The sequence below is a fragment of the Microcoleus sp. POL10_C6 genome (assembly GCF_036701585.1).
In the GTDB taxonomy this organism is placed as follows: domain Bacteria; phylum Cyanobacteriota; class Cyanobacteriia; order Cyanobacteriales; family Microcoleaceae; genus Microcoleus.
Map to the genome: position 1 here is coordinate 1 of NZ_JAUBRB010000046.1, position 25922 is coordinate 25922.

Sequence of the window (25922 nt, forward strand, 5' to 3'; positions counted from 1 at the left end):
GGCAGGTTTTTTTCCATAATTGTAATATTCCGCCCAGAATGTCACACTTGTCAATACCCTCTGACCTGAATCCTTACATTTATGAAGATGCAGCCGATTCTTTAAAATATTTAACAAAAAATAGAAAAATTGCACACCAAAAAATTTATTTGTTTGGAGTTTCTTTAGGTGGAGCAGTTGCGATTAATTTAGCACTTAAAGAGCCAAGTATAGCGGGGCTGATTGTTGTCAGTTCTTTTACCTCTATGCAGGAAGAGGTAATTCATTTAGGTTATAGGATTTTCCCAATTGCATGGATATTAAATCAAAGATTTGACTCCCTTAGTAAGGTTGTATCTCTAAAAATACCTATTTTAATCGTTCATGGTACTTCTGATCGGTCAAATCCAGCTAGTATGAGTCAAAAGCTTTATGATGCAGCACCTCATCCCAAGCAACTTCTTTTAATTCCAGGTTTTGGGCATGATAATATCTCAGACATGATTGAAAGTCCTCAGTTTAGGGATGGGATGAAAAGATACATTCAGGAGGTTAATGCCACAAAATGAAAATACTTCTTCTTGGGCTCATGTTTCTTATCTGATTACAAAGTTTGAAAGCACGCCCTAACCAAAACTATCGGAGACAAACACATAGCCGCCGCCATATCCAACATTATCATCCACTAATATTAAGCCCTCGTTACCCTGCGGATCGCCACTCTGAGCAAGTCCATAATTGACCACGCGCAACAACCGCTGCGGCGTAAACGATTCTAATTCCACAAAATTGCCTGCCTCCAGCCATGCTAGTTCTTCGGCTGTTAAACCTTGCCTTACAGCGTCGGGTAATTGACGGGCTGTTTGTGCCATTGTTTGAGATTGCTGCACAAACATATCGCGGGTTGCTAAGATTTGACGGGGAGAAATTCCCAAATCAAAAATCGTCACCGCTTGATTCGCAAACCAGTTTGGATTAGTTCGCAGTTGATGTACCAAGCCAACTCCAGCAGGGCTCGCATTGTGCAGCGCATAAACTTTCAAATCGGCATTGCGCCGCAGCATTTCGATTACGGTACTGAAGATGCTTTGGGGATAGCCACTAATACTAAGAATCGCGCAGTTGTTTTCAAAATGGACGTTGTTAGCGATGAGGAATTGAGCTATTTCGTCGCTGTCACAGATAATTGCGCGATCGAAGCTGTAGGCGCTGACTTCGCGATCGATGGTGGCGGGCAAAGCCTCTTGACGAGCAGCAGGGAGCAGTTTTTCTAATGTGCCATTCACTGTTTGCCAGCGTTGCAGCCACTCATTAGTCTGGGCTTGATTAACGAGCAATATTTCACCCGTTATCTGTGGGCGATTTTTTTGTGAAATGCCCAGCCAGTAGGAAAATAGCCCTAGTGCAGTCGCTGCGATGTATCCTGGGAAATAATTAAATATCAAACTTCCTGAAATGCCCATCACTAAAATAATTACCCCTAAAATCTGGAGGTTTTTAGCATTAGTTCTTCTGTGGCGACTACCTTGTTCAGGAGATTTGCTGTAGTGGTAAAATAGCCATATCCACATCAAATTGTAGAGAGCGAAGGGAATAATTAATGCAAATTCTGAGGGAAAAATAGTAAGAGCGAAGGGAATGCCGAAGGTTCCCGCAAATATAAGAAAAAAGAAGTAGAAAAAAATCCAACTGGTTTGTGGGGCGCGAGATTTAAGCTTTTGGTCAATAAAATACAAAAACTGTTTGTGCGTAAAAAACAACATATTTTGGCTCGAAATATTCTCGATCGCCTTTTTGAAAAAGGGATCGGTGAATGCCAACTTTTTATCAATGACGGTATTGGGTTCAAAGACAAACGGATGGTTGCACCGTTTACAGCGACCCCTATTCCTGGTACGATCGCTCAAAATGTTGTCGGTATTACACTGGACGCATTTCATTCCCATTTCGGTTACTCCTGATTGATTTAATGGATTTATATTGTTGACGGTTGTTTTGGAATGATTTTACCGCAGAGGCCGCAGAGGGCGCAGAGGAAGAGAAGAGAGATAATAAGTAGAAGGAAGAAGGAAGAAGGAAGAAGGAAAAAGGAAGAAGGAAGAAGGAAGAAGGAAGAAGGAAGAAGGAAGAAGGAAGAAACTATGCCCAATGCCCAATGCCCAATGCCCAATGCCCTATTAAAAGATTTGCCCGTTTAACAAGATAGAATAGTCTTCTCGCTGTCGAATTAATCGATCGCCCTTAGCATCAATCAACACCTCAGCAGGGCGGGGGCGGTGTAGAAAATGCGACGACATCGCATAGCCGTAAGCCCCGCAATCCAAAATGGCGATCGCATCTCCAATTTTGAGTTTCGGTAGCCAACAATTACGCCCCAAATAATCCCGCGAATAAGTTGTGTTGCCGCAAATATCAGTTTCATGTCGCGATACATCGTCGGTTTCCCAAGTTGCGATCGCCCGATAGCCACCGTGCACCGCAGGCACCGATAGATTTGATACAGTCGTATCCACCCCGACAATTTGCCGCGTGCCCAACCACTTCACCGACACAACTTTCGCAAGCAAAACGCCACAACCTGCGATCGCCGATCGTCCCGGTTCAATCACCAATTCGATCAGGCGAGATAGCGCACTCAATCGTTCAGTAATCGCCGCACCAAACTCCCGCCAGTCAAACACCGCACCGCCTCGATAGGGATAGCCAAAACCACCGCCAAAATCGAGGGTTTTCCAATCGGGTAACTGTTGGGCGATCGCAATTAGGCGATCGATCGCCTGCGTAAAAGCACTCGTGGCGTTCGTTCCCGTCCCCCGATAAAAATGCAATCCGGTAATTCTCAACCCCTGCTGCTGCGCGATTTCGTTCGCTTTTTCAAATTCAGCGGGACGCACTCCAATCCGACTGTCTCCCGTCAATTCCGGTGAGTTGAGGCGCAGTCCAATTTCGGCACTGATCGATCGCGGTTGACTGCGCGAATATTCGCAAAAATCCTGGAGTTGCGACAGACTATCGAAATTGAATCGATGGATTTTCCATTCAATCAATTGCTGAATATCCGCCCTGTTGAGGTTACTGCCGGTGTAGACAATGCGATCGCCCGTAAAACCCGCTTTCAGCCCCAAAAACACATCGCCCGGTGTATTCGCGTGTAGCCCCCAACCAGCTTGCTGAATCAATTGCAACAGAGCAATATTGCCGTTGGTGACGCTAGCAAAATGAAACTGAACGTGCGGATAGTCGATCGATCGCGTAATATGCTCAAGAGTCTGACTGAGGATCTCGGCCTGATACACATATAAGGGCGAACCATAAGTTGACAAAAGTCGCTGGGCTAATGCTTCCGAGAACGGCGGCGAATGTATTTTGGTTTCATTCTGTAGCAAAGATTCAGTCATATTAAATCCGTTAGTATAAGAATGATAAAATCGATTCAACAATTAATAATCACGAATTGTGTAACCGGAATCAATCTCATTAATCTGCGTTAATCTATGTTAATCTGCCCTCATCTGCGGTTAAAAAAAAGAGAATTTATTAACCGCAGATGACAAGGGATAGACGCGGATTTACGCAGATAAAAACAAGAGAGATATGAAGAATGCCGATGCAGCGCGGATTTGAGATGAGTTCATTCTAGCCTCCTGCGATATTTCCAAATGCGTTGTCCGATCGCCGGTGGCAACCAAAACACATGATCCAGCGATCGCTTGCCCGGAATTTCGCCTAAAACCTCGGTTCGCCATGCCTGCCACATCAGCAGCAGCCAGAGATTATTGCCAATATAGCGATCGCGCATAGCAACTCCGAGTTGTCCCGATAACATTGAGTCGGGCAAATAAGGTTGCCAGCAATTTTGCGATCGCAACAGATTCGGATTCAGCCGATCGCCGATCGCAGCCCAAAACTCCCGGTAATACCAAACCTTCAACGGCACACCCATCCCGCGCTTTTCCCGCCAGACAATTTCCGGCGGCAGCCAGCGTTCGGACGCTTTTTTGAGGATGTATTTTTCGCACGCACCTTGCAGCAGCAGCTCTCCTGGCAGTTGAAACGTCCATGCTGTGAGGTCGGGGTCGCAGAAGGGCGATCGCACCCACAAACCGCAAGCAAACCCCAATGCCGTTGCCCTCGGCTGAATATTTTGGGAACCTTTGAGCATTAGCGAAGCCCGCCGCAGCCTCGCTAGCAGGGAAGGACAGGTTTCGGGATCGATCGCGTCTTGCAGGTAAATGCTCAAATCGTGAGACTCGATGCGATCGAGCATTTCCGGCGTAAAAATCTGTTTTTCATAACCATAAAATCGCTGAAACGTCCGCAAATACTGCTGTTCAAAGGTTTCTTTTCCCGCTGGATGTTCTGCACTGTAAACTCCGTTGGCAATCAAAGGTTTATTCGTCCATCCAGCAAATAGCTGATCGCCATTCTCGCCATTGAAAACCACTCGCACGTCTTGTGCCGCCGCCTGTTTGAGCAAAAACAGCGCAGCCGTCGTGCCATCTCCATAGGGTAAATCGAGGGCTTTGGCGGTTGGCCCGATCGCCCGCAACACTGCATCGCCCGTCGCCGCCACTCGGATCAGCGGAATCTGGAAAAAGTCGGCAACCTGTTGGGCGTAGGGCAGTTCGGAATAGGCTTCGACACCAAAATCGAGGGCATAGGCGCGCACTTGCAAGCCCGCTTTGACTAGCAGCGCCGTCACTAGGGAAGAATCGATGCCACCGGAGAGTAAAACGCCTACGGGTTCGTCGATCGGCAAATCGGCCACTTGTCGATCGATCGCCTGTTGCAAAAGCGCTTGCAATTGTGCGATCGCCTCATCCTCACGGCGCAGTAATTGGGGCGCTTCTTGCCAAGCCGATGGCAGCGATCGCACTTTCGGCCGATCGTTAAAATCGGCGATTTCCCAAACTATCTCCGTTCCGGCTGCTACCGATGCAATTTGCTCGATCGGCGTTAACGGCGTGGGCACGTAGGAAAAGCAAGCATAGCTGTGGAGGGCGATCGGGCTAATTTGAGGGGAAGCAATCAGCGGTAGCAGCAATTGCATCCGCGTCGAAAACCAAATCGTTTCTCCCAACTGCATCCAGTAAAGCGGCACTCGCCCAAACGGATCGCGCCCCAGCCTTAGCTGTTTCGCTTCTACCGCCGCCCAAGCATCTCCCGGTAAATCGGTTGGCCCAAATCGCCCGCAAGCATTCAGCGTCACTGTGTCAGCCGTGAGTACAGATGCAGAGGCGATCGCCCACTCTGATAATTTGCCCTGCCGAATGCAGTAATCTGGGACTAAACGGCTGAGCGTTTTTGTGCAATCGTCCAGTCCCCAATAGCCGATAAAATGTGAAGGTTTGTCGATCGCACCCATCTATTTCACCGTGAAAGGTTCACTACTGATGACGCGCCCATCCAGGGACATCCGAACTTCCCATTTGCCTGGGGCGGCAGCAGATCCGAGATCGTAATAGCAGTGGGTATTCCAAACCGCAGTATTGATCGTGCGAGTTTGATACCTGCCCTGATGCACAGTTTGACCGCTAGAATTAATCCAGTCGCATTGTAAAGACAACTCACGACCGATCGGAGCATTTTGCAACGTCACCTGGTAGTAAACGCGGGGATTGATTTGACGGTTGACTTGAGTAAGGCTGTCACCGCCCTTTTGAGATAGGGCAATTCGGTCTTCTCCTCCCACAACTTGAGCAGTTTTTTGTTGCTGATTTTGCCCGAACAGCACGCCTATACCGATCGCAGAAATGACAACAACTGTCGAGGCGATCGCGATCCAACGGTTGCGTCGCTGCTGTTTTTCTAGGACTTCGCGGCGGCGCATTTGAGCGATCGCATCTTCTAAAAGCTCATCAGGAAGATTCAACTCCCGTAAAATTTCTCTTACCTGATCCGGGGCCAATTCTAACTCGCGCTGCTGCGATAACTTGTCGATCTCAGCGATCACCTGTGCTAATTGAGTTTGAGTAAGTCGAGGTTCCATAAAGTTCTTTCCAGTTAAAATTAGATATATAAATCACCCCTCTCTTCTCTTCCTCTGCGCCCTCTGCGATCTCTGTGGTTAAATTATCCATATTATTCAATAAATAGCTCTCAAAGTCAATTCATAAAAATCATAACCTTGACCTCATAAAAATCATATTTATAGGACTTAGCATGGGTGCCCAGAAACCGGGGCTTTTTACAAAAATACTTCCTTGCAACCCGCATATTAGGTAAAAAACCAAGTTTCTTTGTCCGAGTGAATAAATCCTGACTTATATAAAATCCAGACTGGCAAATTCCTCAACTTTTTGAGACTCCATTAAAAAAGGCAGTTTGCCTAAATCTAGTTTTTCCTGTTGGCGATTCAACCAAATTGCGTTTAATCCCGCCTTTTTAGCACCACAATAATCTGCTTTAAAGCTGTCGCCGATATGCAACACATTCTCGGCAGTGCAGTTGTGCTTTTGCAAAGCAGTGGTAAAAATTTTAGAATCGGGTTTTGCTGCACCAACTTCGGTGGAAATTGTCACTGATGTGAAATATGCAGCTAAATTTAGTGCTTTTAATACTGCATAAATTCGGGAATCGAAATTCGATACTACTGCTAATTCAATTCCTTGTTGCTGCCACTTATTTAATGCTGGCAATACGTCGGGATAGACGAACCAAGGTTCGGCGGTGGCAAAATGAGCGTAAAGTTCCACAAAGAATGTGGAAAAGTCTGAAAATTGGTGGAATATGCCTGCTATTTGGAATGCTTTTGCGGAAACTGTTTGCCACCACTCAAATTCTAATTGGGGAATTTTTGCTGCTTCTATCCCTGGAAATGCCATCGGACTTGCTGATGCGAAGCTTTGGAAAAATGCTGCATTTAACTCTTCACTCTTAACTGTTACTCCAAAACTATTGGCTAGTTTTCCGTAGACTTCGCCGACGCTACCGCGAACGTCAAATAGTGTACCTGCGGCATCTAGAAAAATAATTTTGGTCATTTGAGAAGAAAAAGGGAAGAGGAAAGAGGACTTATCGCACATCCGGTTGCATCGGAATGATTTAACCACAGAGAACACAGAGGAAGAGAAGAGAAGAGAAGAGAAGAGAAAAAAGATTTGAATGATTCCTTCTTTCTTCTTCCTTTTTCCTTCTTCCTTCTAATTAGTTGTTGGCGGATTCACCACACCAGAATGATTGGCAATGTTGCCCGCAGGTTCAAATCTGCCTCCTAAATATTTGGCTAGGAATTCTTCGGCGATCGCATAAAAGTGCAGGCGATTTTCTGGTCGGGCAAATCCGTGTCCTTCGTCTGTATAAAGCACGTATTCTACAGGTTTGCCGGCTTGCTTCATGGCATTGACAATTTGCTCGCTTTCTGCTTCTTTGACTCGCGGGTCGTTAGCACCTTGGGCGATTAGTAAAGGTTTCTGGATGCGATCGACAAAAAATAAAGGCGAGATCGATTTCAGAAACTCTGGTTCTGTTTCCAGATTTCCGACGCGGTGATACAGACTTGCTTTTCTCGGTTCCCAGTAAGGGGGAATAGTTTGCAGCAGTGTAATCAAATTGCTCGGCCCGACAATATCGACGGCGCAGGCAAAAACATCGGGACTAAAAGTCAATCCCGCTAAGGCAGCATAACCACCGTAAGAACCGCCCATAATCGCAATTTTATCGGGTTGGGAAATTCCTGTTTCTACAAGCCAATTAACCCCATCTAGCAAGTCGTCGTGCATCTTAGCGGCCCATTCGCGATTGCCGGCATTGAGAAAGGCTTTGCCGTAGCCGGTGGAACCGCGAAAATTGATTTGCAAAATGGCGTAACCTCGGTTTGCCAGCCATTGGGCTTGTGGATTGTAACCCCAGGTATCGCGGGACCAGGGGCCGCCGTGAACCAGCAAGACTGTCGGTACGGGCGTTGAGACACCAATCGGTTTTGTCAGGTAGCCGTGAATGGTTAAACCATCTCTTGCGGTGTAAGAAATGGGTTCCATTGATGATAGCGGTAGCCCTTCGAGTTTGGGTTGGTTGCTGAACAGGAAGGTGAAGGTTTTGGAGGCGCGATCGTACACATAATAGTAAACTGGGCCGTCGTCTGTCATGTAAGCGACTAGCCAAGTGGTATCGGCGAGGTTGCGGCTGGTGATGGAGAATTCGCCGGGGCGGAATTTGCCGAGCTCCTCAAAATCCTCTGCTATGCTTTGGTCTAAAATCTGCCACTCTTGCTTGTCCTTGTAGAAGGAAACCGCCTGAATCTCTCGCTTGGTGGGGTGTACGACAATGCCGCCGACATCGTATTCTGGGTCTGAGGCGAGATCGGTTTCTTGTTTGGTTTCTAAGTCTAAGGCGATCAAACGTTCGGCGTTAGCATCGTGATTGCCCATGATGTAAAGAATTTTGCCGTTTTCTGAGAACATGACGGCACCGCCTTCCTCATCGGGCCCCCACCTTCGCAGGCTTTCCCAAGACTTGTCGGCAGTTTCCCGAAACACCAATTCTGATCCGCCGTCGGCAGTTGTGGCTGTGGCCGCCCGCACTTGAAATTCGCCGTCAGCAGTCCAACCGACGATGTTACCTGGGTTTTCGGTGTCGAGTTCAACGGCACCGTTTTGCAGGTTGATGCGGTAAAGATCGTGTTTGCGGCGATCGCGGATGTTCATTCCCACTAATATTTCATTGGGGAATTGGCGGTAAAAGGCGATCAGATGAGCTCGAACACCTTGAAATGCTGTCAAATCGCGAACCAGGTTTGACTGGATATTGACTGAGAATAAATGCCATTTTTCATCACCATCAATATCTTGCTGATAAATGAGCTCTTCGCCGCTGTAAGTCCAGAAAAAGATGCGGATGCCGCGTTTTTTATCGGCTGTGAGTTGGCGGTCATCTGCTTGACCTACGGTACGGAGTCGCACTTGCAAGACGTTGTTTTCGTCGGGTGCAATGTAGGCGAGATACTTGCCGTCGGGTGAAAGTTGGGGGCGGGTTCTTTCAGGATTTCCGAACAGAATCTCCCGCTCTATCAACGGTGGAATTTCAGTTTTTGGCTTTTGAAATGTGGAATTTTGCATTTTTTATCGTGCCTAATATTCTCTGAATCTACACTCCGACAGAAAAAACCAGGTTTTTACCAAATATGCGCGTAGTAGTGAAGTATTTTCGTGAAAAACCCGGTTTCGGAACCGCCCTCATAAGTCCTACAATCAATAATAAACCGTCAACTGTCAACAGTTAACAGTCTACAATCAACTAACTTTTAAGCAAATCCTGAATCGGTTTACTAATCCAATTGAAACCAACTTTTAGTTGATGGTCAAATGTTGGCATCCGATAGAGATAAGCTAAGCGGCGAGCAATGTGCGCTAGTTGTCCGTCGAGTTTAATTCCTAAACCGGCCAGGGTGGCGTTGTCATTTCCTAATGTCATCATTTCTCCTAGCGGCTGATAGCGGAAAGGAAGTAATGGGCGGCCGGTGAGGGAGGCCCAAATGTTCCAGGCGGTGTAGTCAGCTTGCTGAAAGGCTGTTTGGGCTGTTCCGGGGACTTTTTGATTAGTTGCATCGTGACATTCAGCTAAGTCTCCCAAGGCAAATATATCTGGATGGTCGATAATTTGCATTTGCGAATTGACTATTAATTGACCGCGGCGGTTTTGTTTGAGGGGTAGCGATCGCACTGCTTGACTAACTTGAGTTCCTACTGTCCACAAAACTATGTCTACGGGTAGAACATCTAATTGTCCTTTGTAAAGTAAGGATATTGTGTCCGATCCGATCGCCTCTACTTCTGTTTCTAAGTCGATCCACACTTGCCGTTTTTCTAAAGCTTTGCTGGCGGCTTCGCGGTTAAACTCCGGCGATGTCCGCAGAATCATGTCGCTTTGCTCAACTAACCGCACGCGACCTTTTTCTCCGAGTCGATCGGCTAATTTACAAGCTAATTCTACTCCCGAATAACCGGCGCCGACGATCGCAACCCGAATTTTGTCGTTGTTGCTGGCTTCTAAAAACCGCAGTCTTTCTTCTAAGCGGTATGCGTCGTCGAGAGTGCGAAATGAGTAAGCGTATTCAACGGCACCTTTGACCAGATCTAGGGGGGTTTCGCCGCCTAAAGCTAAAACCAGGCGATCGCACGGAATTTCTGGCCCGTCGTGCAACTGCACTCGCTTTTGCTCCACATCGATGCCGGAGACAGTACCTTGACAAAAGCGCACGCCTGTGGTTTCCAATAGTTCGGCAAATGGTGGAGCAATTTCCCAGGTTTGGAGTTCGCCGGTCACGAGTTCGTAGAGCAGGGGAACGAACAAAAATCGATCGCGGCGGTCAACTAGGACAATTTCTGGTTTTTCGGTTTTGGAGAAGGGTAACTGACTCAAGCGCAGGGCTGTGTAGAGTCCGCCGAAGCCTCCGCCGAGAATACAAATCCGGGGTTGTTGTTGAGTCATGGTGTTTTGTTTGAGGGGCTCACGGTAGCAAGGAAACTTATCTTATTCTAACGAGAGTGAGGGAGTGGGGAAGGGGGGAGTGGAAGACTGGGAAAATGGGAAAATGGGAAAATGGGAAAATCTTCCATCTTTCCCTCGAACCTCAACATCCATCTGTTGAATCCGTTAAACTCACACCTAGAGCACCATTCTCAATCAGCTTTTTATGGGCGGACTCTTCGGCCCAACCCCTACTCCCCATAAGAAAATGCACTTGTTGTGGAACAGGCCGGAAAGCCTGTTAAGCGAGAATGGTGCTCTGGGCGTGAGTGAAATCCATTAAAGCCGTTAGACAATGCGTTTCCGAACTGTTTTCTATATCTATAGCCTTGATTAGCTTTACCTATTACTCGCCCTCAAATTTTCTGAAGGTTCGCAGAACTAATTTTGTACTATATTAGTTTATAATGAATAATTTCGCACATTAAATTCACTTTTTATAGGGTCATCTACTCTACCACTTGCCCCCGCACTCACAAGTGAAAAACAAACCATGCAAACTTCTTCCAATTCTTCTAAATTTAAGAACGGCGATCACAATAACGAAGACGACTCATCTTTGTTAAAAAGCGAAGAACGATATAAAAATTTAGTAGCTAATATTCCCGGTGCTGTCTACCGCTGTACCTGCGAGTATACGGAGGACGGGGAATTAACACGGACAATGGCGTTTTTGAGCGAGGCTGTTCAAGAAATATCAGGCTATCCCTCTTCTGATTTTATCAACGATCGCGTCCGTTCCTTGGCAAGCATTATCCATCCTCAAGACCGGAAAAAGGTGGATGCTAGTGTGAAAAAAAGCGTAGCAACCAGAACTTCGTACATCCTTGAATACCGGATTGTCCGGGCGGACGGCGGAATTAGCTGGGTTTACGAAAAAGGCAAAGCTATTGGCTGCGAGGCGGAGGAGGGTAGAGGAAAACAAGAAGGACAAGGGGAAATTGAGGGCTTTTTGTCGGCTGTGGTTTCGCCGGTATCGCAGATCGCAAATTCTCTGTATCGGGTTGTCTATCTCGACGGAGTGATTTTGGATATTAGTGAGCGAAAGCGCACTGAAGAAGACCTGCGAAACACTCAAGATTTTCTGAATGCGGTACTGCAAAATCTGCCAGTTAGCGTCTTTATTAAAGATGCTGTGGAACAAAGATTTATTTATTGGAATAAAGCTAGCGAAGAATTGTTTGGCTATTCGAGGGATGAAGTGCTGGGAAACAATGCTGCTGAATTGTTGGAGCCAGAGCAGGCTAATTACTTGCAAGCACAAGATTTAGAATTATTCGCAAGACACAAAGGCGTCGATTTGCCAGAAGAAATCATCCAACTTCCGCGCCGAGGAAAGCGAATTTTGCACACTAAAAAAGTTCCTTTGTTTGACGATTCTGGCGCGCCTAAGTATATTCTGGGTATTGCTCAAGATATTACGGAAAGCAAAAAAACAGAAACAGAATTGTCGCGCTTGGCTATTGTGGCTCAAAAAACGCAAAATGGTGTGATTATTACTGATGCTCAAGGCTGCATTGAATGGGTGAATGAAGGATTTACTCGGATTAGCGGTTACGTGCTGGCAGAAATGCAGGGAAAAAAACCGGGTGATGTGCTGCAAGGCCCTCAAACAGACCCCCTAACTATTGCTCAACTGCGATCGGCTTTGGCAACGGGACAGTTGTTTAATCAGGAAATTTACAATTACAGCAAGGATGGAAAGGGTTATTGGGTGGCGCTTTCCATCGCTCCAATTTTTCTAGAAAATGGGGAACTCGAAGGTTTTATTGCGGTGCAAACTGATATTACCGATCGCAAGCAAGCAGAGGCAACAGTCAGGGAAAGCGAGAGTTATTATCGCTGCATTGTCGAGACGGCTTCGGAGGGCGTTTGGATGTTTGACAGCGAAAGTATCACGACTTTTGCTAACAGCATGATGGCCGAAATGCTGGGGTATACTGTGGAGGAAATGCTGGGGCGATCGCTATTTGAGTTTATAGACTGCGACTCTAGGAAAATAGCAGAAAGTTACGTGCAGCGCAGGCGGGAAGGCATTCGCGAACGCCACGATTTTAAGTTTACTCGCAAAGACGGATCTCACTTGTGGGCGATCGTCTCGGCGACGCCGATGTTCGACGGTGAGGGCGAATTTTCCGGGGTGTTGCGGATGATTACCGATATTAGCGATCGCAAACAAGCAGAAGCCGAATTGCGCCAAACTCTCAAAGAGTTGGAATTTGAAAAATTTGCTTTGGATCAATCGGCAATTGTCTCGAATACCGACGAATTCGGAGCCATTACCTATGTCAACGATCAATTTTGCGAACAATTTAAATATTCCCGAGAAGAACTGATCGGCAAAACCCACAGACTTGTCAATTCTGGCTATCATTCAGCCGATTTTTTCAAGCAGCTTTGGTCAACCATCCGCCAGGGAAAGGTTTGGCGAGGAGAAATGAAAAATCAAGCTAAAGACGGTACATTATTTTGGTTGGATACTACGATTGTACCGTTCTTAAATACGAACGGCGAACCCCATCAATATGTAGCAATTCGTAAAGATATTACCGCTCGCAAACACGCAGAAGAAGCGGTGCAGCTTTCCGAAAGTCAATTGAGGACTAAAAATCAAGAATTGGCAAAAGCCCTGCGGGACGTGCATAAAACTCAAAGCATGATGGTTCAGAATGAAAAAATGGTAAGTTTGGGGCAATTAGTCGCTGGCGTTGCTCACGAAATCAACAATCCAGTTAGCTTTATTTACGGCAACGTCATGCACGCTGACGATTACTTTAAAGACTTGCTAAAAATGCTGCAACTTTACCAGCAGGAATACCCGCACCCAACACCGGCAATTAAACAAGAAATAAATGATATCGATTTGAATTTTCTGCTCAGAGATTTGCCGAAGCTGTTAAATTCGATGAAAATGGGAGCAGAGCGAATTCGCCAAATTGTGCTGTCACTGAAGAATTTTTCGCGATTAGATGAAGCCGAACAAAAGCAGGTGGATATTCACGAAGGGATTGAAAGCACTTTGTTGATTTTGCAGCACAGGTTGAAAGAAACGGCAGGGCGTCCTAAAATTGTGCTGATCAAAGAGTTCGGCAATTTGCCCCGCGTACAGTGTTATGCAGGACAGTTGAATCAGGTTTTTATGAATATTATTGGCAATGCAATTGATGCTTTGGAAGAGGCAATGGAGACTGGACAGTGGGCAGAGGGACAACTGGCGCCTATTCCTTATTGTCCTTCACCGACGCTGCGGATTTGTACGGATGTAAAATATGAACAGGATGCTTTGATGCAAGCCGATTCTGCTGTTTCTGATGATTCAATGCGGCATCCTTCTCATATTGTGATTCGGATTGCTGACAACGGGCCAGGGATTCCGATAGATGTTCACAAAAGGCTGTTCGATCCGTTTTTTACTACGAAAGAACCTGGTAAAGGTACTGGTTTGGGGCTGTCTATCAGCTATCAAATTGTGGTGGAAAAACACGGCGGGCAGCTTAAGTGCGATTCTGCACCGGGTCAAGGCACGGAATTTGCGATCGAGATTCCTGTAGTCAGTAGTCAGTAGTCAGTAGTCAGTAGTCAGTAGTCAGTAGTCAGTAGTTATTTACTACCAATTACCTATTCCCGATGCCCAATGCCCAATGCCCAATTCCTTATTCCCCATAACCATGAAATATAACGTAATTTATGACGGCAATTGCAATCTCTGCGTTACCTTGGTACAGTTACTAGAAACCTTAGACAAAGGCCAGAATTTTGAGTATATTTCCATGCAAGATTTAGAGCAATTAAATCGCTTTGGGATTACGTCTCAAGACTGCGAAATGGGGATGATTTTGATAGATGGCAACACCCCAGAACGTCGCTGGCAAGGCAGCGATGCGGCGGAGGAAATCGGACGGATATTGCCTGCTGGCGAGGTGTTTGTGGCTGCTTATCGGGCAATGCCGGGGATGAAGTGGATGGGCGATCGCGTGTACGAACAAGTCCGCGATAACCGCTATACTTTGTTTGGCAAGCGATCGACTACTTACAAATCTGTTTATCCGGTTGGCTGTAGGTCGATCGACAATTGCGATAATAGCAACGACTAAAGTCCTTAGTACAAACAGGTTCGCAGTGAAAACTGAATTCCTCAAAAAGATTGATTAAACAAATCGAATATCTGCTGGCAAAAGTCTTTGAGTTTTTGCGCCGACTCTACCGCAGGTTCGGTTTGGCCGAGAAAATTCCAATTTTCCACAGTAGAAAAGTGCCACTGCTGACCGCTATGATCGTAACCGGCTGCCTCAACTCCGATCGCCCGCCGATACCCTTCCACCGGATCTTGGTAAAATCGGATTTGAATCAAAATGCTGCGGCTTTGCAGCAAGCGGCTTCTACCGGGAAAATGGAAGCCAATGTCGATGGAATCTGGATCTACAAGTTCTCTGGTATCCTGGTCATTCATCCAAGGTTTCAAATCGACTTTTGCATCCGGGAATTCGGACTTGAATAAATTAACAACCGCAGCAATTTTGCTGGCAACTTCTATATTTTTGGCTTGTTCGGCAGCGTTCACTCGAAAAACTCCTATCAAATATAGTTATTACATTTAGCTAATAATGTAACTGCATACTGCCGAATGTAGACTGTGAACAGCGGACTTTTTCAGAAATAATTAGGCATTGACAAATTTTCATATATGTGTTGTGCTGTTTTTATCCGAGTCTCGCTCCCCCTAAATCCCCCTTAAAAAGGGGACTTTGAGCAGGCTCTTGTCCCCCCCTTATTAAAGGAGGTTAGGGGGGATCTGCAGGTTTTAAAACACGCCATAGTTCCATAATTTTAATTCAGGGGAAGGGCGATCGCAAATTCCGAACCTTCTCCCAGCACCGATTCACAAGTTAATTTACCGCCGTGGGTTTCTTCCACAATTTGCCTGCTGATAGACAACCCCAAACCCGTACCTTTCCCTACCCCTTTAGTAGTAAATAAATGGTCAAATATTTTCGACTTGATCTCCGATGACATCCCTTGACCGTTATCTTTGATTTTAATCACCACGCTGTTGCTATCCTCGGAGACTTGAGTGATAATGGCGATCGTATTCGGTAAAGCTTCAATTTCAGCGTAAGTGCGACCCTGATTGAATTCGTCAAAACACTCGATCGCATTTGCCAGCAAATTCATAAATACCTGATTCAGTTGCCCAAAATAACATTTAACTGGCGGGATATCTCCGTATTCTTTGATAATTTTAATCGCGGGGCGAGTATCTTTAGCTTTGAGGCGATACTGTAAAATCATCAAAGTGCTGTCGATGCCCTCATGAATATTTGCTGAGACTTTATTCGCACTGTCAGCGCGAGAAAAAGTCCGCAAAGACTTGCTAATATTGCGGATGCGCTCTGTACCTGATTTCATAGATAAAAGCATTTTCGGCAAATCTTCGATCAAATATTCTAAATCGATCTCCGATGCTTTATCCTGTAATTCATCTCCAGGATTAGGAAATTTTTCTTGGTAAAGTTGTAAGCAATCAATCAAATCTAAGCTCGCCTCAGCAGCAGCATCAAGATTGCCCGCAATAAAACCGAGCGGATTGTTAATTTCGTGAGCAACCCCTGCAATCAAATTGCCGAGAGCAGACATTTTTTCGCTTTGAATGAGTTGCAGTTGCGCCTGTTGCAATTCATTGAAAGATTTTTCTAACTGTTGAGATTTTTCTTTCTCCCGCGCGTACAAACCAGCATTTTCTACAGCAATAGCAACTTGAGAAATTAACACTTTGAATACTTCCACTCTCTCTGCTGTAAAAGCTCCTACTGTCAAAGCATTTTCTAAATAAATTATTCCGCGCGGCTGAGATTGATAAATAATCGGCAAACAGAGAATTGATTTGGGTTGATATTTCTCAATGTAGGTATCTACCTTAAAAGGTTCGGCGACAGTCGCATTGTCTAAAACCAGATGCTTTTGACTGCGCTGTACGTAATTAATCACAGACAGGGGAACATCTTGACAATTTTCTACGGGAATAGAGGGTAAAAGTGTCACTTTATCCTCCGCAAAACTGCCAGTAGCTTCTATGCAGAGGATATCGTTTTTCAGCAGCAGTAGCACTACTTTTTGAGCCGCCGCATTTTCTAAAATAATTTTGATTAATTTGGTCAACAATTTTTCTAGAACAATTTCACCGTTAATGGCTTCCGCCGACTTAATAAAAGTAGCTAAGTCTAATAAATCGCCTAAACTACTACTGGTAGTATTTCCCGTGGCAGTGCGGGTGACATCGAGGGTTGGGGTTGGAATTGTGCGCGTCTGTGCTGCTAAGAAAGGATGTGTTGATTCTAAATGTTTAACTTTAGCTATGGCTCCCCAATGGATATATCCATAATAGGCTTTAGTCAGGTATGCTTGAGAAACTATCTCTTTACCCAAACCTTGATAAAATTCTCCGGCTAATTCATAGGCTAATGCTTCCTCTTGAATATAACCGTTTTTGGCAGCTCCATCAATTGCGCGATCGTACAATTCCATTGCTTGGGTATTTTGCCCCAACACTCGCGCTATTTCCGCTGCAACCAAGTCGTATTTGTGTTGATAATTCATCGGAGCATGCACTGCCCATTTTTTCATTTTCTTTTGGTTTTGCAGCACTTTTTCCCAATATTGCTTTTGTTCCCTTTTGCCAGTTTCTGGATACAAAGCTATGATACTGAGAGAGGAGTAAAAATTATTCAGAGCAACCACATCAAATCCGGCTACAGACTCCTCATGTTTCTCAAATAACCTTGAATTCTCTAACGCTTGGGCGTAGTTTCTGAAGATAAGATTAAGCTGAGTTTTGGCATTATAAACCAAACCCACTAAAAAAAAGTTTTTAGATTCTATTAAAATGGGGAGCGTTTTGACTTCATTAAATCTCTCACCGACTAAATGACAGGGTTCGACAGCTTGACCACGCAAATTGAGGGCTGTCTGCCTGCCTATACTTATATACTGTACAGCCATTTCTAGTTGAGATTGCTGCATTAGTTTCATATATTTACCAGTCTCCTGATCCACCAAATCTAGCGGCTCTCCTATGGACATTTTGTTTAAGCAATATGCACCTATAGCATAACCAGCAAATTCCAAATCTCCAGTTTCCATCCCATTTTTAAAACCTTCTTTGAGATCGCCTAATCCTGACTTGAGAGCAGCTTTCCAGTGGTGAATAAAAGAACCAAATGTTGCATAAACTCTACTTTTGATTGAACGGGAGGGAAATTTGTCTAACAGCCTAATTGCCAGTTGACCGAATTGGTATGCCAAACTAATGTCCCCTAGCTTGCACATAACTACGCCATAATAAACGTAGGCAATACTGGCATAAGGCGAATTACCGTATTTAATACACAGCTTGACCATCCTAAATGCCAGCAGCGGTATCAGTGGGGGTTTTGCCTGAATAGCACTGCTGAGAATCCCTGATAAAATCCGCATGGCTGCTTTTTTTTCGGGATCAATCATTTCTGGCAAGTTAGCTAAATCCTCAATTCGTTTCAATCCCAACCTCAGTTTGGTATTACTCAGTCCCGCCATAATATGTAGCGCGTGGGGATTTTGAGGAAAAGAAATGCCTAACAGTTTCAGCACCTCTAGTCCTGTATTGAGTGCTTCTACCACTCTATTTTGAGCGTTATAAGACTGAATTTGAAGTTCATAAACATTCACTTTTTCCAGTAAGGTTTTAGAATTTTGAAGTACAATTTCAACCATCTTTTTTGAAGCTTCATAGTTAATATTTAAGTATTCAGCTTCGGCTGTTGACTCGTAAATTGCTAACGTTAAGTCATAGTGGCTTTGCCAAGAATCCGCAGGCAATAATTCCATAGCGACCCGCAAATACCTAACAGCAGCTTCATAGGCAGCAGCCGCTTTTGCCTTGTGTCCAGCAGTTAAATTTAATTGTGCCAACTGAGTTTTTTCTGACTGTTGGCTAATCGTGTCAATTCCGACATTCAATTGATTGACGATATCAAAGATGTTTTCTTCTAGCTTGTCGGGGGGAGTATTCTGTAACAGTAATTGACCGATTTTTAAATGGGTGGATTGCTTTTGCTCTTCGGGAATTAGCGAATATGCCGCTTGCTGAACGCGATCGTGCAAAAATCTGTAACTAACCCGCGAAGTGTCTAACTTAAGATTGATTGATTCGGCTCGATCGAAAACTAAAGGAATGCGATAAGCATCGCTCAAGGGCAGAATTAACCCGGCTTGCAAAGCTGAATAAAGTTCAGTTGCTGTCGTATTAGCTGACTTTTCGCTAACAAGTGACAGCACATCTAGAGCAAATTTATCTCCCACGCAAGCTGCTAGCTTCAACACTTCTTGCGTGGCTGCGGGCAGCTTTTCAATGCGAGAAGCTACCAGTTCCACCACACTTTTATCGGTGATTCCAATGGCTTGGATTTCATCGATACTCCAATACCAACCACTTTGATTTTCCTCATTTGTAATGTGATTAAATTTAAATTTTAAAAGAGAGTCTTGATAAAGTGCTTGGAGTAATTGAGTCAAGAAAAAAGGATTGCCGCCCGTTTTATTCCAGATTAAATTCGCTAGATTGGTTACTTTTTTTGTGCAAGTGTTAAGTGTTTCAGTGACTAATTCCGTCACTTTTGCTAAATCCAGAGGTTGCAACACGATATTGTTGACTCTTGTACCAGTTTTTTCAATTTCTTCTACAGTCTGAATTAAGGGGTGGGTCGGACTAACTTCATTGTCTCGATAGGCACCGATTAGCAACAAATATTCCTGGTCAGGGTCAGTTATCAGTATTTGCATCAACTTTAATGTTGCTGAATCTGCCCACTGCAAATCGTCTAAAAAGATAACTAGGGGGTGTTCTTTTTGGGCGAAAACGCGAATAAATTCTTTGAATACCCGATTGAATCGATTTTGGGATTCTACAGGGGCGAGTTCTGGGACTTCTGGCTGTTTGCCGATGATTAATTCAACTTTTGGAATTACGTCGGCAATTACTTGGCCGTCTGTTCCCACTGCTGTTAAAATTTTAGTGCGCCATATTTCTAATGAAAGTGCACTTTCTGTTAGCAATTGCCGCAGCAATGAGTTAAATGCTTGGATTAATGAGGCATAAGGAATGTTGCGTTTTAACTGGTCAAATTTGCCGCTAATGAAGTAACCTTTTGACCTGGTAATAGGTTTACTAACTTCGTTGACTACGGCTGATTTACCGATGCCTGAGTAGCCTGATACTAGCATTAATTCGCTGCTTCCTGACGGGGGCAATTTTTGTTCAAAGGTAGCTATTTTTTCTGCTGACAAGTTGTTGGCTAAGCCCCCTCTTACACGTTCAAACGCTGCTAGCAATTCATTAACCTGATTTTCCCTACCGTACAATTTTTGGGGTATCAACAACTGGCTGAGAATATCTAAGCGTCCGGGGATGAAGTCGGCAATTTGTCCGTTGATTTCTAACTGATGCAAAGAAATTTCTAAGTCGGCTAACAATCCGGCCGCACTTTGATATCTATCTTCGGCATTCTTTGCCATCAATTTCATCACTATCTCTGAGATAGCGACAGGTATTTCTGAATTGATTTGATGGGGATATATTGGTTGAACTGCGATGTGGCTATAAACTATTTCTAAGGGGTCGTTGCTGCAGAAAGGCAATTTTCCTGTCAGCATTTCATATAATGTGATCCCAAGGGAATAAAAGTCTGTGCGGTAGTCGAGGGTGCGGTTCATTCTCCCGGTTTGTTCGGGTGACATATAGGCTAAGGTGCCTTCGACTGAGTTGGGATTGTTAAATTGCGGATTTTCTTTGTTGAGTTTTGTGGCAATGCCGAAGTCGGTGAGTTTTACTTGTTTTGTTTGCGAGTTAATTATGATGTTGCTGGGTTTGATGTCTTTGTGAATAATGTGATGAAAATGCAGGTATTGTAAGGCTTTGACTATTTGGATGGCGATGTGTAACTTTGCTTGCAGGCTCAAGGTTTCTCTTTCCAGCAGTTGGGCGAGGGATTCGCCGCCAAAGTCTTCTAAAACGATTCCTAATCGGTGGTCAAATGTTTCGAGACTGATGGCTTTGACGATTTGTTCGCTGTCTAAATTTTGGCGGATTTGATATTCGTGTTTGAGCCTGGTAATGGCTTCGAGGGTGGGATATTCGGCTTTGAGGACTTTGAGAATTGCTGGGGGCGCGTCTGTCGGTGTTTGTCCGCGATAGATTATTGTTTCGACGCCTTCGTGCAGAGTAGAATTTATTTGGTATTTGGATAAGGTTAACATCACTTAAGTTATAAATTACAGGAGCTAATTCTCATTAGCTTAACACTACTTAATCTTAATCTTGTGTGATTCCGATCGTGTATTTGGCGATTCCCAATCACACGGAATATACACTAAGTGAAAATGTGGGCTTGGTCGTTGGTGTCAACAAACATCTTAAATGTAATGTCGGTCTTGTGTGTGAGTCCCGAATGCTTTCGCTGCAGCGTTGTTCATGGGGATAGGAGCGATCGCACTCTGCGTCAAACAGCAGGAGATGGGAGCGATCGCACTGGGCCTAAAACAGGCAATTCAACGGGTTCTCAATCGCTGACTACTGTAACTTCACAGATAGTAGCAATAGATTCCGGTTCAGGTAAAATACGCACGCGGGCGAATTTTAAACCGCTGACTCCTTGGAGTGATTCTACCATGCCCGTCTGAACTTTTGGCTCTACCCAACCTTCGCGAGACAAGTAGCGCAAGTATTGTTGGTACTCTTCCCATTCGTCTTCGGTTGAATAAACTACCGTTAACATTCCTGGCTGGGTAATTCGCTCTTGTGCGTCTTTGTCAACGGCTTTTTCGATCCGCTTTTTGACGAGTTCATAGCGGATGTCGCGAGTGCCTTTGACATCAAACATTTTTTCAGTGTTTTCGTTGTGAAAAATGTCGATCGTCGTATTCTGCACTAATACTAAATGTGCGAGTTCCATGTTAATTTGAGACTCGGCTTGCAGGCGAAAAACTGTGCGGCCGCAGTCGCAAATTGCTCGCAGTTGTTCGTACCGCAAACTGTGTAGGTGAAACTGGCTGAATGTGGGGTCGATCGATTTTCCTGCATAAATCATGTGATCGATGCCGTCGGTGCATTCGATGTCGCAGTAGTGGGGCAAAATTTGCTGCATTTTTTCTTGCCAGCGGGCCCAGGTTTCTTGGAGTTTAGTGCTGATTAGGTTCAACATTTGGTCGTAGCGGTTGCGATCGCTATAAACGCAGTTGTGTTCGTTTTCACAGGCTGCTTGGTAAGCTTCAACGGCTGCCTGAACCTTGGGTCCGCACTGCACAAAATAGTCAAAATATACTTCTAAATGCTCGTTTAAATACTCGGCTGCTCGCACCTCCATATCGACTGTTACTTTTTGTTTTAAATGCTCGATGTAGTCGAGCAAGTCGAGCCGCAGTTGCGCGCCGAGGTGGGTAGTTTGTGTTTGGCAAACGGCATCAGCTATGGCTAAACCTAAGCGGAATTGCTCGAGCAAATCAGTTTGAATGGCTCGGTTTCTTTCGTCGCTAGAACCGCGAATGTCCGAAATTCCGTACAGTGGATGAACGTCAGCAAATACGATTGTTTCTGGAGGTAGTCCCCAACTTCGCCTTTCTGCTTCTTGGGCGAACCGCCACTCGACTGCGGGGTGGATGTTGTGAATGTGGGTAAACCGCTCCTGGATGGCTTGCCGCAGGGCTGCAATGAAGGCGGGAATGAGTTCTTGGGCGTGTTGAGCGTCAATGCCGTTGAAGTGGTTTGGCCGATCGCACAACAGCCCCACGACACCCAAAATCCGCACCCCGCACCCCTCACGGGTGACGGATTTGACTACGAGGGGCACCAGCAGCATCGATCGAGTTCCCATTCTCCGCAAAGTTCGATCGCACTCGGTTTCGCACTCCCTACGCAAGTCTGGCACGTTCCAAACTTGATTTGCTGCTGTGGCCTTCAAAAAGTGAGAAGCTTCTAGGGAGTGCATTGAATAAAGAATCGGCTGCAAATGTTGGCCGTCTTTTGCAACTAATAGCTGTACTTGTTCGCCGTCGGGGCGCAGCAGCAAAGTGCCGTCAGCATTGAAGAGCGATCGCAAACACCGATCGATTTTCTCAAATTTGTCTGGTCGCAGCATCGAATCTTGATCGATCAATAACTGAGTCAGCCGCCGAATTTGCTCCTGCACGGTGACATCAAAACCTTCTAGCAGCAGCAAGCCTTCTACGCGATAATTATCCAACTGCAATCGATCGGCTAAATTCTCCAGTTGATTCGGCTGCATCAGCCAAGCTTCCCGTTCCGCAACAGGCATTAATCTTAAAGAAACATCCGCAAATTCATCTATTTTTGAGTTAATTCGAGTAATTTTTAACTGTTCCGAACCCAGCCAAAATTCTATAAATCTGGCTTCTCGATGTTGGGGGTTTTTTACACTCGCCGTGACAGGTTCGTCTAGCACCCGTAAACCGTCGATGTCAATTTGATAATATTGCTTAAATACCCAGTGCAAAAGGTGGCGACGGTACAATTGTTCTGCTGTTTTGCCCCCCCAATCCTCGAACAGTTCCAGCAGAGTGAGGTGGGTTTCTGCAAACCAACCGTTGGTAGATTGAGTTGCCAAAGACGTTTCCTCCCAACCCGCCAAGCGACAAAATGCCGCGTTAGCATAACGCAGGGCAAAAGTTCCCGGTTCCACTACTGCGATTAAAACGCGGCGGTCGCCGAGAAATTGAAACAATCGCTGTAAATCTTGTTTCCACGTTTTCAAGGGTTCAATTTCTGAAGATTGACTGGGTACTTGGCCCGCCAAAGCTTCCAGTAGCTGTTCTATACTTGGTTCGCTGGGCAGATTGTTACTGTCTTGCTTTGTTGGGACGATATCTGTCGCTGGCAGTGATTTTACGGAGTTGTTGTTTTGATGGGAAGACGATTTAGGAGTAGACATGAGTAAAACACCTGAAAGCAGTGGATTTTGCCAAAGAATATCAGCGATCGGCGATTATGACTTTGTAAAGAGCTTATATCCTGTTTGTAAAGTTTGTGTATGGGTATCGGAAACTGGGTTTTTTCTCGGAGGATGGGCCCAGTGACTTTTACTTTTATTCACAAACAACCTCTCAGTCTCGACGTTATAGGTGATATTAACGTGTTTACTGCCTGGGGGGTAACACCCATTATAAGCGGTAGACTGTAGCGGATAGTGTCAGCAACTAATGCTATTTGACTCAAAGGCGAGATCTATAGCAGGTTTGGGTTGAATGAAGCACAGCCCTGGTAATTGGGAATTGGGAATTGGGAATTGGTAACTTATACGATCGCCTAGCCGAAGTATTGGTAATTGTAATTGACGATAGACCAACAGGTTGCTTGTCATTAATTGAGAAAATAAAAGTTGCACCCAAAATCCCAACATCCTTGCGATTTGGCAAGGAAATAATTAAAATGTATAATACAGCTAACAGGATTTTTGAAAGGACATAGTTATGGCTTTAACGGTTAACAATCTCATTGCCGATGTGACGGGATTTCCTGTATTTGCTGGGGGCGGGCCACGTCTTTTGGGATTTGCTACACCCGATGAGATTAACGTAGGGAATGGAAATTTGTCGTCTTTTCCCTGGGGAGTTTGGGGACTCGACGGCAACGATACTATAGGAGGTTCGTCGGATTCTAACGAACGGCTGTTAGGAAATAACGGCAATGATATTATCGGTGGTGGTGGCGGAAATGACATAATTTACGGCGGGAAAGAGGACGATCGCCTGGATGGAAATGATGGCAACGACGTAGTTAGGGGCGACGCCGGAAATGACCTTATCTTCGGAGGGTTCGGGAACGATATCCTGCGGGGAGGGCAAGGAGACGACGATTTAGAGGGCAATGAGGGCAACGATTTCTTAGCGGGCGATCGGGGAGTTGACGTGCTCACGGGAGGCCTCGGTGCTGATATATTCGTGCTCAGAAGCAACGATGAAGCATTTGGTATCAATGGAGCCGATGTCATTACCGATTTTAACTTCGACGAGGGCGATCGCATCGGTTTGACGGACGGTTTAACAGAACTAGACCTTTTCTTTGAAGACAACAATTTGATTGCTTACGATAACGACGGAATTATCAATGACATGGTGATTGAAAACATATTTACTGGACAAATTGTGGGGGTAGTTTTAAATACCAACAGCTTTGAACTTACGGGTGCATTTGAACAAGCGAGTCCGTTTGCATTGGCAGTTAATGGTTCTCAATTCCAATTTTTAGCTTAGTTATTTGTAGGAATTAGACGGGCTATAAAGTTAGTTCCGGGTACGAGACACGGCAGTTTGGCGTAGGACACGGCACTGCCGTGTCCCTACAGATAGCGGGCAATTAATCTATACGCAACCGTACTTGGGAAAATTGATATTAAAACAGTTCTTCCTTTAAATATTTTTTAGGCTAATCTAAAAGTAGAAATTAAAACTCGGGGAAAGTAAGTAGTAGTTCCGAATTAATTACACAATATTTCTACTGAAACCCTTGCCTAGCAAGGAGTCTTTATGTAATTAATTTTGTGTGGTTACTTATATATTGTATCCGCTCAATAATTCGGGGCCGACTACCCACTAAGGAACGATTTTGCGTCATTTGACGTGCATCGTTGAGCGATTTACCCCGGATTATTGAGCGGATACATAAAAACCAAGATAAAATAACTTCAAAACATCCAACTATAAAAACAATCGCCCTTCTACAGAAAAGAGCGCTCGCCTGTTTTTTTAGGAAGGGCGAGCGCTTCAAATCAATAATCAAGCAAACAGCAACTTTTCTACTATAGTTTTAGGTTCTGGGAGAGATTTACCATCTACCTGATATTCTTCAACTAAAAGCTCTAATACCTCTACTGCATTCTGCAAAGCTTCTTCGTAGGTATCTCCATAAGTGTGGAACTGCTGAGATGGAAAATCAGGTAAGTGAACTAGGTAGCAGTTATCTTCATCCGACCATTGAATAACAATTCAATAAGGTAATTTCATGATTCAGGTTCCTCTTCTTCAATTGCTTTCAATATTCCAATTTTTCGATTAACTTCTCTCTCTAAATACAGTTTCGCATCATCGCCATCATTTCCAGCAATGGTAATTGGTTCATGATAGTAGTCAAGGATGAACCCATCTTGTATGGCTGCCTTTTGCCGAACGATAAGTAAACCCAGCTTTTAGCAGCAGGCTTTTGAGTTCTCGAATCTTTTTGCGCCTAAGCAGACATAAAAATTGTCGCAAGGTGACGGAAATACTTTAATCATATTCCCGAAAGTAGGGTTTGTCCAAACGTACCCTACTACATGAATTTGAATTAGTTCCAGCATCAATCCGCGTTCCTCAGCGGTTAGAAAATAAAAACATTCAACTTTCAGCAAAACCCCAATCCAAAAACTCCCATTTAGCCTAAAATTAAAAATACTGAC

General features: G+C 44.9%; 16 protein-coding genes. 5 read left to right on the plus strand and 11 right to left on the minus strand.

Annotated features, from left to right (window positions below; all coding sequences use genetic code 11):
- The coding region (locus tag QUA34_RS22055) for an alpha/beta hydrolase (protein WP_333389232.1) at positions 1-548 on the plus strand (548 nt) is incomplete at its 5' end.
- 57 nt (positions 549-605) lie between these two features.
- Here QUA34_RS22055 and QUA34_RS22060 read toward each other — a convergent pair.
- A complete protein-coding gene (locus tag QUA34_RS22060) occupies positions 606-1925 on the minus strand; it encodes a hypothetical protein (protein ID WP_333324378.1) in 1320 nt (439 codons plus the stop codon).
- 54 nt (positions 1926-1979) lie between these two features.
- Here QUA34_RS22060 and QUA34_RS22065 point away from each other — a divergent pair, with 54 nt between their 5' ends.
- A complete protein-coding gene (locus tag QUA34_RS22065) occupies positions 1980-2177 on the plus strand; it encodes a hypothetical protein (protein ID WP_333389233.1) in 198 nt (65 codons plus the stop codon).
- Here the strand turns inward: QUA34_RS22065 and QUA34_RS22070 are convergent.
- The 6 genes from QUA34_RS22070 to QUA34_RS22095 form a co-directional block, all read right to left on the minus strand.
- Positions 2157-3377: an alanine racemase gene (locus tag QUA34_RS22070; protein ID WP_333389234.1), complete on the minus strand. Its 1221-nt coding sequence runs from the start codon at positions 3375-3377 to the stop codon at positions 2157-2159. The two genes, QUA34_RS22065 and QUA34_RS22070, sit on opposite strands and share 21 nt — an antisense overlap.
- A 233-nt stretch (positions 3378-3610) precedes the next feature.
- A complete protein-coding gene (locus QUA34_RS22075; RefSeq protein WP_333389235.1) occupies positions 3611-5344 on the minus strand; it encodes an asparagine synthetase B family protein in 1734 nt (577 codons plus the stop codon).
- The gene (locus tag QUA34_RS22080; RefSeq protein WP_333389236.1) at positions 5345-5968 is read right to left on the minus strand and encodes a DUF3859 domain-containing protein; all 624 of its coding nucleotides are present in this window, start codon (positions 5966-5968) and stop codon (positions 5345-5347) included. It lies immediately after the preceding gene.
- A 274-nt stretch (positions 5969-6242) separates the two neighbouring features.
- Complete coding sequence (locus tag QUA34_RS22085; RefSeq protein ID WP_333324388.1) at positions 6243-6962, minus strand: HAD-IA family hydrolase; 720 nt, start codon at positions 6960-6962, stop codon at positions 6243-6245.
- A 159-nt stretch (positions 6963-7121) separates the two neighbouring features.
- Positions 7122-9035: a S9 family peptidase gene (locus QUA34_RS22090; protein ID WP_333389237.1), complete on the minus strand. Its 1914-nt coding sequence runs from the start codon at positions 9033-9035 to the stop codon at positions 7122-7124.
- A gap of 178 nt (positions 9036-9213) precedes the next feature.
- The gene (locus tag QUA34_RS22095) at positions 9214-10407 is read right to left on the minus strand and encodes an NAD(P)/FAD-dependent oxidoreductase (RefSeq protein WP_333324392.1); all 1194 of its coding nucleotides are present in this window, start codon (positions 10405-10407) and stop codon (positions 9214-9216) included.
- 532 nt (positions 10408-10939) lie between these two features.
- On the opposite strand from QUA34_RS22095, the gene QUA34_RS22100 reads away from it, so the two are divergent.
- Positions 10940-14011 (plus strand): PAS domain S-box protein, encoded by a 3072-nt coding sequence (locus tag QUA34_RS22100; protein ID WP_333389238.1) that lies wholly within the window; start codon positions 10940-10942, stop codon positions 14009-14011.
- Between the two features lie 103 nt (positions 14012-14114).
- Positions 14115-14540, plus strand: a complete 426-nt coding sequence (locus QUA34_RS22105) for a DCC1-like thiol-disulfide oxidoreductase family protein (protein ID WP_333324396.1) — start codon at positions 14115-14117, stop codon at positions 14538-14540.
- A gap of 41 nt (positions 14541-14581) precedes the next feature.
- On the opposite strand, the gene QUA34_RS22110 is transcribed toward QUA34_RS22105, so the two are convergent.
- The 3 genes from QUA34_RS22110 to QUA34_RS22120 all read right to left on the minus strand — a co-directional run bounded on the left by QUA34_RS22110 (position 14582) and on the right by QUA34_RS22120 (position 23420).
- Positions 14582-15007, minus strand: a complete 426-nt coding sequence (locus tag QUA34_RS22110; protein WP_333219933.1) for a hypothetical protein — start codon at positions 15005-15007, stop codon at positions 14582-14584.
- Between the two features lie 266 nt (positions 15008-15273).
- On the minus strand, positions 15274-20733 hold the full coding sequence (locus QUA34_RS22115; RefSeq protein WP_333389239.1) for an AAA family ATPase: 5460 nt from the start codon (positions 20731-20733) through the stop codon (positions 15274-15276).
- A 302-nt stretch (positions 20734-21035) separates the two neighbouring features.
- Complete coding sequence (locus QUA34_RS22120) at positions 21036-23420, minus strand: GAF domain-containing protein (protein ID WP_333389240.1); 2385 nt, start codon at positions 23418-23420, stop codon at positions 21036-21038.
- Positions 23421-23958: 538 nt separating this feature from the next.
- Between QUA34_RS22120 and QUA34_RS22125 the strand changes: the two genes are divergently transcribed.
- Positions 23959-24741: a calcium-binding protein gene (locus QUA34_RS22125; RefSeq protein ID WP_333389241.1), complete on the plus strand. Its 783-nt coding sequence runs from the start codon at positions 23959-23961 to the stop codon at positions 24739-24741.
- A 522-nt stretch (positions 24742-25263) separates the two neighbouring features.
- Here the strand turns inward: QUA34_RS22125 and QUA34_RS22130 are convergent.
- Entirely contained in the window at positions 25264-25473 is a 210-nt protein-coding gene (locus QUA34_RS22130; RefSeq protein ID WP_333389254.1) for a type II toxin-antitoxin system HicB family antitoxin, read from the minus strand.
- Positions 25474-25922 lie beyond the last annotated feature (449 nt).